Origin of the sequence: Flammeovirga aprica JL-4 (genome assembly GCF_012844305.1) — a bacterium.
Taxonomy (GTDB): Bacteria; Bacteroidota; Bacteroidia; order Cytophagales; family Flammeovirgaceae; genus Flammeovirga; species Flammeovirga aprica.
The window spans coordinates 1-12,799 of record NZ_JABANE010000164.1 but is presented as its reverse complement, the minus strand read 5'-3'; the positions used below and the strand labels follow the sequence as shown (position 1 = coordinate 12,799).

The window sequence follows — 12,799 nt, the reverse complement described above, 5'->3', positions numbered from 1 at the left end:
TCTTCCCTCCGAGGGGCGAAACAGCTTTCTTTCAAGCTGTCGGGATAGTTTGCATGCAGGGCAAACAAAAATAGTTGAGGTTTTAAGGGACCTCAACTACTTCTTTAACAATTTATATCTTTCCGTATTACAATTTGAAATATATCTTAATACAACCTTATTATAAGGTATGTTTTTTCATTTTCATCAAAATACGGCAAAAGTCTTTTCTATTTACCGAATTTATCTTTTAAGAAATTGTAAGCATCTTGTGCCTCTTTTTCATTAAAAGTCGCCAATGAATCTGCTAATTCCTTTCCTTTAGGATATCCTCCAAACATCGCAGGCGCATTTCCATAATAACGTAATAATCCCCAGTGTGCAGGTACATGTTTTGGGTCGATTTCAATTGCTCTTTCAAATGCAGCTTTAGACTTCGGTGCAATTTGCATCAATTTCAACATATTGGCACCTTTAGCTTGCTGTCCCAAACTCGCTCCATAATAATAATGGTAATCCGCATTATCCGCTACGGCATCTTTCAACTCTTCAAAAATAGCTTCCGCTTCCTCATTATTCCACTGCCCTAAATAACACAAGCCTAATAACTCTTTTGCTTTTACCTCTTTATCTACATAAGGGGACAATAAATCAGGAATATTTGAAAAATCTTCCTCTTGCAATAATTTCTCTACTTTTAGTATTAAGTCCTTATCCATTATTTCTTTCTTTTATCTCTTAGTTTCTTGAAGAATTTCATTAAAATTTCGTGGCATTCTTCTTCCAGAATACCAGTAGTATATTTTGCTCTTGGGTGAGCTAGTTTTTCAGAGTAAGACTTGAAGCCTCTTTTCTCATCACTTGCTCCATAAACTATCCGCCCCACTTGTGCCCAGAAGATGGCTCCAGCACACATTGCACAGGGTTCTAAAGTTACATATAAAGTACAATCACTCAAATGTCTTGAACCTAAATGATTCGTTGCTGCTGTAATTGCCAGCATTTCAGCATGAGCCGTAGGGTCATTAAGCTTTTCGGTTTGATTGTATCCTTTACCAATTATTTTTCCATCGGCAACTACCAATGCCCCTACAGGTATCTCACCTTCCTCAAAAGCATTTTCAGCTTCTTGCAGTGCAAGCCTCATAAATTTGACATCCTGAGAAGAATTATCCATAAAAATTGTACTATTCTAATATTTAAAATTAAGTGAATGCATAATCACTTTTTCTTGATTTTTTGATTCAAAAGCTAAAAACCTGTTTTTTAAGAGGTTTTCAACTGCTAAAAAGGGCCTGTTTAGACGAATGATCCCATCTTTTCGATAAACGCATCTTATCCTTAGACAAAGAAATTTGAATATTCTCAATATTTTCAAACATTTACAATACGGAATTTTTAAATAAAGTACTACTGATTCAACGATGGTGTTAATTATACATTTTTTAATATTTATCCCAAGATCTACAATAAAGTACTTTGAGTTAACGTTTTAAAAGCACGAAGGATGAAACATTATACACTCTCAGACCAAGAATTAATTGCTCAATACCTTAATGGTAGTGAAGCTGCCTTTGAACAGTTATTGAACAAGTATAAGAATAAGCTATTCACAAGCATCTTATTAATTGTAAAAGACGAGTATGTAGCTGAAGACTTATTGCAAGATACATTCATTAAGGCAATAAAAATGATTCGAGCTGGGAAATATAATGAGGAAGGTAAGTTTATGCCATGGATCTCTCGTATTGCTCACAATATGGCAATCGATTATTTCCGTAAGCAAAAGCGTTACCCTACTATCATCATGGAAGATGGAAGCAGTGTTTTTGATACTTTAGATTTCTCTGAAACTTCTATTGAGGATCAAAGAATCTTATTAGAGACACAAACTAACGTAAGAAATCTTGTAGACCGTTTGCCTGATACGCAAAGAGAAGTTCTTGTAATGCGTCACTACATGGAAATGAGTTTTCAGGAAATTGCTGATTCTACTGACGTAAGCATTAATACCGCTTTGGGTAGAATGCGTTATGCGCTCATCAACCTTCGTAAAATGATGGAGCAACAAAGCGAAAATTCCAATAATGCAGTTAGACAAAAAACATCTAAACAAAGAGTGTTCTAATAAAGTACTGAGTTGGCTTTACAGAGACACATCTTACACTACTTTAAGTGAAGAAGATAAAGAATTCATACTTGATGATAGTAGTTGTGAGGCGTTTTTGATTAATGGTGTCAAGGTAAAAGCAGCACTAAACCGAATTAATGAAAAACCTAGTCAGAGGACTATAAAAAATATTATGGACTTTGCGAAAAAAGCAATAGACCAAGAAGATTCTTCGAACTGATAAACTAAATGGCTCATAAAGAAAGGTTACTGATTGGTGGCCTTTCTTTTTTTATTGAAAATTCCCATAAAAAGGGCCACAGTAAACTCCATAAAAAAAAGAGATTGTCTTCATTTATTGATAAGACAATCTCTTTTTCATTTCATCAAGTTCTATTCCTAGATGATATTATATTTAATACCCATGCTAATCATATAGTTATTTGACATTGCTGACACATTCGTATCATTACTTAGATCATTTAATGACATACCGTAAGAAGTACCTAATGATAATGCTGTTTTGGGAGTAACTTGATAGCTCAATTCTGCTCCTAACTGACCTGATACATTTACAGGTTGATCCATAATGCTATCCGAAACGTTATCTGTGCTACTTTGAGCAACAATCAAACTTGTCACTAAAGCGGCGTGCATTGCCAATCTCAATTTCTTCTTTTCAATGGCATATCCCACTTTTACAGGTGCTGAAACCACTTTCTGATTCAGTTCTCCAAGCTCTGTCAGACCTGTTTTATAAGTGTAATCTGCATATTTCAAGCCGGCTTCTACAAATACTCCTTTCTCAAACTGCATTCCGGCATTAATACCAATAGTAGGTGATACTGTATTCTGTGATACCACTTGACCATTCATTTTTATATTAGGATCGAAGCGTGACATCCCCACTTCCGCATTGACATAATAATGCTTCTTTTGTTTTTCTTTCGTGGATACAACCTTACTTCTTTTTACAATACCCAATTCTGAGAATTGCTCTTCGATTTCTTCCTCTTCTACTTCAATATTGTTTCTAGCTACAGTAAGTAACTGAGGTGTATTGTTCTCTTTTTCTTCTAAAGCTATAAAGGGCATTTGTGGTGGAATATTCACAGCCACTTTTTTTATTCTTGGTAAGATATGCTTATCAAGCAGTTCTATATCTTTAATGGCATCCGCTTCAAATAATATCGGCGAAACCATAGAAGCCATATTTACATTTTTACTTTCAAAGCCTGCTACATTTGACAAAGAATGGGGAGCTTCATATTTCACTAAGAAACTCGTTAATAATCCTACGGTAATTAAAGCAGCAACTGATTTTAAAAAGGTAAAGTGATTTTTCTTTTCGTTAATTTGATCGACTTCAGCTTCAATGTCATCCCATAAACCTTCCGGTGGAGACATTTGTTCATCTTGAAAAGCATCTTTCCAGAAGTTTTCAAAATCTCCTCTGTTATCCTCTTTCCATTGCATAGTAATTTCTTTCTAGTTGTGATTCTTCAATCATTTCCTTCAAAAGTTTTCGTGCTCTTGAAAACTGGGATTTTGATGTACCTTCAGTCACACCTGTCATCTCCGCAATTTCTTTGTGCTTATAGCCTTCTATAGCATACAAGTTAAAGATTACACGACAACCATCAGGAAGTTTTTGTAACAATGATAATAATTCCTGGAAACTGTAATCCGAAAGGGCTACTGCCTCCTCTTTTAGATCGTACATATCATTTACATCCATCATAGGATATAAATAAAGTTTTGAACGCTGATAATTAATGGCTGTATTGACAACAATTCTTCGCATCCAATGTTTTAAAGAAGATTCATTTCTAAAAGAATCTATCTTCTTGAAAATTTTCACAAAAGATTCTTGCAAAATGTCTCTTGCATCTTCTTCGGTCCTTGAATATCGACATGCAACAGCCATCAATACACCACTGTATTGTTCGTACAACTTACGTTGCATTCTTTTGTCACCGACCTTACAGCCTTGGATTAATTCTTCATCTCTTAACATGATGGATTAAGTTAAGTTTAAACTACTCAAAAGCAGTATAAAAAAATCAATATTACAGCTACTACATGATGCAAGACGTTTTTCATTTAATTTGACACTATCAAGTAGTTTAACTGTTTCACCTTAAGTCAATTGTGTCGTAAGCATTTTAGTAATGCTCTTTATTATAGACACAGAAAATGTAAAAATTGAGTAGAGGTTTATGTGATCGAAGGTATAGAAATATTATTATATACTGATTATTAGCGAGTTATATTTTTAATTATTTCACACTAACTCTTAATTGGTTTTAAAAAAACACTTAATCAATCTTAAAAAAGAATGTATTTGTTAATTGATTTAAATTAGAATTTACCGATAAATCCGAAGTGTATTTTGGCTAATTGTGTAGAAAAAGGGATGTCATTCGTTCTACCTAATGCGTAGGCAATGGAGAAGTCACCTGATGCTGTTGAGATATTGATACCGGCTCCAATACCCATTGGGAAATCCCATTTTTCTTCTAGACCGGCCACTCCAATATCTGTAAAAAGGAAAAGGAAAGATTGGTCTCCCATATTAATTCTTGGTTCGAAAGTAAAGTAAGCATATCTATCTATAAATAATTCACCTTCGTTGAAACCTCTTAGTGATCTGAAACCTCCTAATCTAAATAACTCATTCTTAAATAAATTATCACCAAGCATTTGTGCTCCTTCTACTTTTAAATATCCTTCCAACCACTTTGATATACCAAAGTAATATTCAGCCTCCAAATACCATTGTAGCAAAGATGAGTTTTGCGGAATTCCTTCATAAACATCAGAAGGTAAGGCTGGGTTAAAAATAATGTTTCTTTGTCCACCAGTAAACATCAGTTCATACCTCCATCCCCTTCTTGGAGAGATAGGGTTATCTAAATTCTGCCATTTATAACCAATAGAATAAAGAATGGATTGGGTATCGTTTAATGTGTCGACGTCATTCTCATTGAGTTCTCTTAATATTCTGCTCGATTTCCATGAAGCTCCCAAACTTAAACTTCCTCTTGTCGATACTCTTTTTTTGATCTGAACGCTGTTATCTACCCTCAAGAAAGTAGAATCTTGTTGTTGAAGATTAATATCATATACGAAATCTATAGTGGACCTAAACAACCTTGGATATTCAAACTTGGCATTGAACCATTGAGAGTCATTATCTGGTCTTTTCCAGTCAATAAAAAATCGTTTACCGGTTCCAAACGGATTCCAAAGATCTAGTAATATTTGTCCTGTGATCAACAATTCTCCTTCATTTTGACCATTAGGAGCCATTCCCAGCATACCGTCTGCTCTACTCGCCTTTCTTTTTTCTAATGGAATTTCCACCATTGCTTTTCCATATTCAAAAACAACATCAGGATCATTGATCAACCTGAGATAAGGCGTTTCTTCTAATATTACAGTGGCTTTATCGACATTTCTTTGTCTAAAAGTTTCTCCTTTTTCTAACCCTAAGTAAGATTCAAAGAATTTTTTATGAACACCTAATGGTGTATTTCTTTTGACGATTAAGGTATCTAAAACAACGGCATCACCTAAGTTTACATCAAGTACGCCAGTTAAGTTTTTACCATCAAAACCTATAGAATCAATACTTACTGAAGTAAATGGATAACCTTGATTTTCGTAATAAGTGACAACTTGTTCCTTCGCTATATTGAGATCTTTCAGCTTTACCCACTTTTCTTTTGAGTTACCTCTCCAATACTTTCCTTTCAGTATTTGTGGATTAACAGACTGTATATTGATTTTAATTTCTTCTGATTTGGGTCCAAGGAAAACCTTATTCATATAGATGGTATTTTCTGTAAAAGCGGAGTCAATTGAAGCCATAAAATAACCTTCAGTTCTCCAATAATACAGCAGGTTTTCACTATAGTTTTTACATTCTGCTATTGTATTGAAAATAGCTTTTTCTTGTATTGTAGGTTTATTTTCTTGTTGATCAATAAAGTCAAATTGAACAGTATATGATGTAGTTTGGGCAAATGAAACAGATATAAAAAGCAAAAGTAGAGCACTCAAAAAGAATGCTCTACTCTGCTTATTATGGATACTATATTTTGTGTTTTTATTCAACTACGATTGATTTTGCTCCGTGATACGAGCGGTACTCACCGTTGTACATTGCGTCAGCACTTACTGGCCCTACCTTAAATGTACCTTTACTAACTGCTCTTACAACATAGAAGTACGTTTTTGGTTTTGCCGTTGCTGTCACGAAGAAGTTCACACGGTCATCTCTGAAATCAACATGCTGTGGTGTAGAAGCTTTATCTCTTGTCCACTTCACTCCTGGAACAGCTCCTAAACGAGGGTTTTCAATTTCAAAACCTGCCGGAAGCATATCAGTAACCACCACATTTTCGATCTTCTTCAAATCCGCTTCCAAACTAATGCCAACGATAATCAAATCGTTTTGTGTAAACTGATCTGAAGTGATCGTTTGCCCTTCTCGGTTATAATATGTTCTTCTAACTTTCAAGCCTTTATCCTCTTCAGGATATACTCCAGTGGCATTTAAGCCTTCTAATTCTGCAAAGTAATAAAGCTCTCCATTTCCAGAAGCTGCAATATTCACTTGTTTCCCTAATACTTCTTTTGTCAGTATTAAGTCATCATTATTAAAGTTGCCTACACCTTTACCATCAGCTTTAATAGAAGCTTTTACATCTTGTGAATTTGCCTTCTTCACTAACTTTCCTAATGCCAGCAAGCTAAATGCTCTCTCCTGCGTAGACAGCCAACTTTCAGCTTTCATGCTTTCTGTCAAGTGTCTTGCCACTGTACCTACTTGAGCATTTTTAGGGTCAGTACCTAAAAGTGCGTTTAACACCAATGCTTGATCTCTAATAGAAGAAGAGAAACTTCCACCAAATTCTTTTTCCGCTTTATCCATATTCAACTTGTTCGGTAAAAGAAGACGATATGTTTTGCGATCACCTGCTCTTAAATAAGTCGCTGCAAGGATATATTTTGAATTTCTAGGAATCAAGTTCTGGTTCTGCTTATAATAATTCATTGTAGCGATATCTGCTCTGCCTGCTTCTGCTAAGATATAAAGTGAATAGAAAACTGTTTTACTCGCCGTTTTTTCAATTATTCTAGTTCCGTTACTATAGTAATAATAGTCACGAGTACTTTTCTTCTTCACTTTCTTACTCAAGTAATCCAACAGTTTGTCCAACGTTCTTTGATTTACTTGATAACCGCTTTTCTGTGCTTCCATCAAGAAATGAGAGGCATAAGCCGATCCCCAGAAACTTTCATAACTCCCACCTTGCCAATACGTCAAAGCACCGTTGTAAATCTGCATACTTTGAAGCTTTCTGATGGCCTCATTGATATTGTAATCTACACTTCCTTCACTTATATCTTTCGACATTTTTGAAGATAAATCACCTAAATACAATTGTGGGAATACTGCTGAAACTGTTTGTTCGACACAACCATAAGGATATCTTACCAGGTAATTTAAATCTTCTGCAAACTCCAACATCGGTGATTTACTCAACCAAAGTTTACCTTTTACTGAAGAGCTGATATAATCCTTTTTCAAGTCTACATTTTTATTGTTTCCTGCTTTTACAACTCCCGCTGCAGTTGATTTTAATAGTGAAGTCACAGGCCTTACATTTAGGTTGGTCTTTGTAATGAAGTCCTCTCCATTAGCATTAGCCACCACTACCACTTTTCCTTCTCCAATTTCCTGTGCCGCTGTTAGCTTAAAGGAAACTCGTTTTTCTGTATTAGCCGGAATAGTTACAGTTTCCAATTGAGATTGATTGACCGATATAGCACCTGAAACATCCACTTTCGTTTTTACTTTCAACTCTTTATCTGTCGTATTGGTCATCATCACACTTGCATCATTCACATCAGAAGGGCTTAAGAACCTTGGTAAAGAAGCACTCAATACCAATGGATCTTTCACTTTCATTCTTGCTTCTGCTGAACCAAAGGCTTTCTCCTTATTGGCTACTGCCATAATTCTCAACTCACCCGAAAATTCAGGAATATCCACTTTGAAAGTTGCTTTACCATCTGAATCCGTTTTCAATGTACCACTCCAGAAAGCGACCAAGTTCACTCTATTATTGACCATAGGGTTTGCTCTTGCTCCAAGATTGGCCATGTCTGAACCAAAGCTGTTAGCTTGTTGCTTAAACTGCATTACCAAAGGATAAACGTCATATGTGTTTACACCTAATGCTCTATCTTGATAGAAGTAAGCATGAGGATTTGGTGTTTTGTAGTTTTTGATTTGAAGAATACCTTCATCCACTACAGCAATTGTCATTTCAATGTTTTTCTCACCATTTTCAGCAACCACTTCTATTTCCTGTGTTCTGTTTGATCTACTTGCCTCAGGAGCATTGATTTTTAATGCTAATCTTGATTTAGGAGATTCAACTTTTACAGAAGTAAAACCGTGTGCTACTGTCAATGGAAGAGCGTTATCTTTTGCTCCTTTGATCAGTGTTGCTGTTACAAAAATGTTTGGAAGATAGTCTTCTTCAATTGGTAATTCTAATGAAGCAGATTGTTCATCTGTGTCCAATTCATAGTGTGATAATACATCATCACGCTCTACGGTTACTAATAATTTTCCTTTGAAAGGTGTTTTAAATAGTAACTTCGCTTTGTCACCTACTTTATATTTAGGTTGCTCCGCCTCAATTGTCACTCTACCTTCTTTATCTACTTGGAAAGCATTGCTCGAAGTCATCCCCCAACCATATGCATAGTATCTTTTTGAGATATAAGTTCTTGCTTCAGGAAGACGTACTCTTACTTCATATTCTCCTGACGCTTCTGGCAAGAAATCAAAAGTTGTATTTTTACCATTTAAAGTAATTGTAGTACGCTCTAAAGGAATTTCTTTCTTACGAGAAACATAACGATACCTGCCATTATAAGTACTTTCCATCACAGATTGCCATTCATAACGAACCAACTCCACTTCTGCTTTTACACCACTTTTAACCTTTCTGTTTTTATCAACAGCTACTAAAGGTAATTTTGCCTGCTGTCTCGTTTTAATGTACCAATCTTGATCCTTTACACCTAAGAAATAATCCTGAGTGGCAATTTCTACACTGTTCAATCTCCTTACTGGTCTTCCTGATTCATCAAAAACGGTTGTATATAGTTTACCTTCCAAAATACCACTGTACTTATAAACCTTTCCTATTTTGAAAGTCTCTGATAAATTACCGCTTACATCTGTTTTGGCTTGTCTTAGATGATCTTCATAACGTAATGAAATATTTCCTTGAAGATTAAAATTATAATCAGACAGTTCTTTTACATAAAGTGTTTTTCTGCTTAATGAAAAGTCTACCTCATAACCTCTGTTTGACGCTGGAGTTCCAAACAAGTTCATGGCAGTAGCTTTGATTTCAAATTTACTGTCCACATCCACTTGCTTCTTATCAGTTTCAGTTGTGACTTTAATTCTATCTGGCATAAAGTCTTCTACACTGATTCTTTTTGAAGAAAGAATGATATCATTGGCAGTACTAACTTCAATAGTATAATAGCCTGTCACACCTCCGTCCATCAACTTCACTTCCGACTCATATGTACCTTCCTCATTCAGCGTTCCTCTTTCAGACTTTAATAAATTACCGTCTGGCAAGTAAACTTTGATTTTGATTGGTTGATTTGAAATTGGATTCCAATCTTTGTCTCTCGTGATCGTTTTATAGTAGATTGTTTCGCCAGGTCTGTAAAGGTTACGATCTCCATAAATGTAACTCATCAAACCAGTACTGTTCATACGCATACCGCCTACATCAAAACGCTCCGTAGCTACTCTTGTCTGATCATAGCTTAAGTAATTGAAATCACTTCCTTTTTCAGCATAGATCATTCTTACATTAAAGCCTTTAGTAGCACTTTTAATATCCTTGAATTCTGCTACACCTTTTGCATTCGTATTAACCGAAATTAATTCCTGGTTGTTTCTACTTACTAAAGTGATTTTTGTATTTTCTAATGGAGAAGCATCAGCAATTGAGTTAGCATAAACTAATACACTGTTCTTTCCTTGTTTTACCAAAAGACCGATATCAGAAATACTGATCAGTTTTCTAGCAGCTAAATATCTCTTCTTTGAACTACGTATCTCAACGACATAAACCCCGTTGAATCGGTTTTCATCTAAAAAGTCCAATGAGAAAGTCTGGAAATTACCACTCGTTGGTAAATCATTAACAGCTACATTTGTTTGAGAAAACACCTCATCACCTAATTTATAATATTGAGGGCCATAATAGTAATAATCACTTTCCTGATAGTTACTATTATCGTCAAAGAAAGCATAAAGATTATTCTTATAAATCTTATAGATATTGATGTCTACTTCAGGAACACTGATAATGTTTAAATCAATCTTCTTGCTACTCTTATTGGACATATAGATTGATTTCTTATCTGCAAAAGAAATGCTTGGTTCTACTTCACCAAAAACTACTTTCTTCTTATATCTTGTTCCTAATTTTGTTCTAAATACACCTTTTACTTCAGAAGAAATTGATACAGTGTAAGATTGCCCTGCTCTAAAATCACCTACTAATTGTACACCACTTTCTATGGTTTCCACTTCAAAAGCCACTCTTGGAGAGACTGAAATTTTAGATTTTAATTTCTCATTATAGACTCCTTGATTGGCTTTGATTTCGATGACATTCTGATCTGAAAGAATTTTTGCCACTACAGATGAAATCTCGAATTTCTCTTTCTTAGGAATAATCGACTTCAACTTTTGCTCTTTAGAAGCCACTTTGGCTCTCTTTAGCATAATTCCTTTTTGAATAATAATATTCACTGCTACCTCTTTTTGAGGAATCTCATCCTTAATCGCAATGACAACTTGATTTCTTGTTCCTTTAGAAATTAGTTCGCTTTTTAAAACCCTATCACCATCCTTAATAGTTATTTTATCGGCTATTTTATCACTATCTACAAAATAATTAAAATTTAGAGTCAAGTGAGGTTCAGCTTGATTATTCTTTCCCAAAGCCCAAGCAATACTAGCATACGTTGCCTTTAGGTAAGGAGTATGGAAAGTATAATTTAATTGACTTTTATCTAGTGTAATTCCTTCTTTAGCAAATTCACTTTCTGATAGCTTTAATGTATAATCAGTACTTGGACTAAAACCTTTCTCAGGAGAAAACATCACTGTGTTTTTAGATGTCCATTGAAATTTACCTTTTACTTCAGGTGAAATGGAAAAATATTCTTCGTTAAGCCATTGGTTTTTTTTTGACTCCCTTATTTCCTGATTTAATGTAACAGAAAGGTTCTGTTTCAGTGATATTTCACCGTCAAAATTGTTATAAATAACCTTAGCTTCTTTGTTTTCTGTAGTGGTACTACACCCAATCAGTAAGTTAAAAAATAAAAGCAGTAATAGACTTGCTTGCAGTTTTTGTTTCATTTCTTATAAGTGGTTTATGGAAAGTTGTTTTTGTGAACCTATTAAAGGTACAAAAAAAGTCATATCGGTGATATGACTTTAAAATATATTACATAAATCTTTTAATATTCCCATAACAGGGCTTCGTATTCCAGCAATTTATAAACCGCTTCTTGTGATTGGTAAAGCGATTTTTTATTATTTCCGTACATCATGATAATTGAATTATCCTGAGGATTTTCAAATTTGATCAATCGTCCATCATATAATTCCAATGCAAATGCATCTCCTAAATTTCTATTCTGGGCAGAGTTAGCAGCGTTATACCAAATAGCATCAGGATCTTCTACTAACTTTCCGTTCGTATCTCTCTTATGAAAAACCAATTCATTCAATTCTCTATAAGAAAAAGAGCCTAATTCAATATCAATACCTTTAGGATTTTCAGAAGCAGGAATAATCAAGTTGACAGCTATTAAATCGTTATACATTTTTGACCTTCTCTTATCAAAAACTCTATCCACCTTTAATTCAATAACCCAAAGTCTTTCTGGAGAATATTCATCACCAGGTTTCTGACCAATATCATTCTTGAAAGTCATTCCATCAACATCACCCCAAGCTTCATCGTCATCATCAATTGTCTCTCCTACTGTTTGAGGAATAATCAAACGAGATAAGAACTCTTCTTTAGATAATCTTGTTTCTAACGTATCACTTGTGTACGGCAGAATTCTATCATTTTTTACAGCATCAATTATGATTTTAGTTAATTCTTTATTTTTCGAAAAGAATCCATAATTGATCTTAGTCTGTAAATTCACTCTAAACCACAGCGATTTTTTCCACATTACTTCGTAATTCTGGATGTTCATCACAGAGTGCGGATTAGACAGCGTATCTGCCATTTGTGCCTTCGACTCTTGACTCACTATAAATAAAAAAGCTGTTAGTATATATATAACTATTTTCTTCTGCATACTGATAGATGGATTATTTCTTAATGTAACAGATATAATAAAAATATCATGCCACATTCATTACACGGTAAATTTAAAGAGGATTTACTGTTAATGAGTAAAATGATGTAAGGCCAGCATTAATATTAAAGGAATTTTAGGTTTTAATTGATCAATTTTCGGTTCCTTATTATTTATTACAATTATTCATAAAATCAAGTAGGGTAAATATGGAATAAGTCTACGTCTATCCCATATTTATCCCTCTCACAGAACCGTGCGTAC

At 34.5% G+C, this 12,799-nt stretch carries 8 protein-coding genes; 1 reads left to right on the top strand and 7 read right to left on the bottom strand.

Features of this window, described 5'->3' with window-relative positions:
* Window positions 1-209: 209 nt before the first annotated feature.
* Both HHU12_RS31220 and HHU12_RS31215 read right to left on the bottom strand, forming a co-directional pair.
* Window positions 210-698, bottom strand: coding sequence for a tetratricopeptide repeat protein (locus HHU12_RS31220; RefSeq protein WP_169660663.1), 489 nt, complete (start codon window positions 696-698; stop codon window positions 210-212).
* Window positions 698-1,156 (bottom strand): nucleoside deaminase, encoded by a 459-nt coding sequence (locus HHU12_RS31215; protein WP_169660662.1) that lies wholly within the window; start codon window positions 1,154-1,156, stop codon window positions 698-700. Before HHU12_RS31215 ends, HHU12_RS31220 begins: the two co-directional genes overlap by 1 nt.
* 330 nt (window positions 1,157-1,486) lie before the next feature.
* On the opposite strand from HHU12_RS31215, the gene HHU12_RS31210 reads away from it, so the two are divergent.
* Complete coding sequence (locus HHU12_RS31210) at window positions 1,487-2,107, top strand: RNA polymerase sigma factor (RefSeq protein ID WP_062619345.1); 621 nt, start codon at window positions 1,487-1,489, stop codon at window positions 2,105-2,107.
* A 381-nt stretch (window positions 2,108-2,488) separates the two neighbouring features.
* On the opposite strand, the gene HHU12_RS31205 is transcribed toward HHU12_RS31210, so the two are convergent.
* From HHU12_RS31205 to porN, 5 genes are all read right to left on the bottom strand, one after another.
* Window positions 2,489-3,565 (bottom strand): outer membrane beta-barrel protein, encoded by a 1,077-nt coding sequence (locus tag HHU12_RS31205; RefSeq protein ID WP_169660661.1) that lies wholly within the window; start codon window positions 3,563-3,565, stop codon window positions 2,489-2,491.
* Window positions 3,546-4,106, bottom strand: a complete 561-nt coding sequence (locus tag HHU12_RS31200) for an RNA polymerase sigma factor (RefSeq protein ID WP_169660660.1) — start codon at window positions 4,104-4,106, stop codon at window positions 3,546-3,548. Before HHU12_RS31200 ends, HHU12_RS31205 begins: the two co-directional genes overlap by 20 nt.
* 344 nt (window positions 4,107-4,450) lie before the next feature.
* Window positions 4,451-6,208, bottom strand: coding sequence for a BamA/TamA family outer membrane protein (locus HHU12_RS31195; RefSeq protein WP_169660659.1), 1,758 nt, complete (start codon window positions 6,206-6,208; stop codon window positions 4,451-4,453).
* Entirely contained in the window at window positions 6,201-11,576 is a 5,376-nt protein-coding gene (locus HHU12_RS31190) for an alpha-2-macroglobulin family protein (RefSeq protein WP_169660658.1), read from the bottom strand. The genes HHU12_RS31195 and HHU12_RS31190 overlap by 8 nt, the downstream gene beginning before the upstream one ends.
* 101 nt (window positions 11,577-11,677) lie before the next feature.
* The gene (gene porN / locus HHU12_RS31185) at window positions 11,678-12,535 is read right to left on the bottom strand and encodes a type IX secretion system ring subunit PorN/GldN (protein WP_169660657.1); all 858 of its coding nucleotides are present in this window, start codon (window positions 12,533-12,535) and stop codon (window positions 11,678-11,680) included.
* Between the last annotated feature and the right edge of the window lie 264 nt (window positions 12,536-12,799).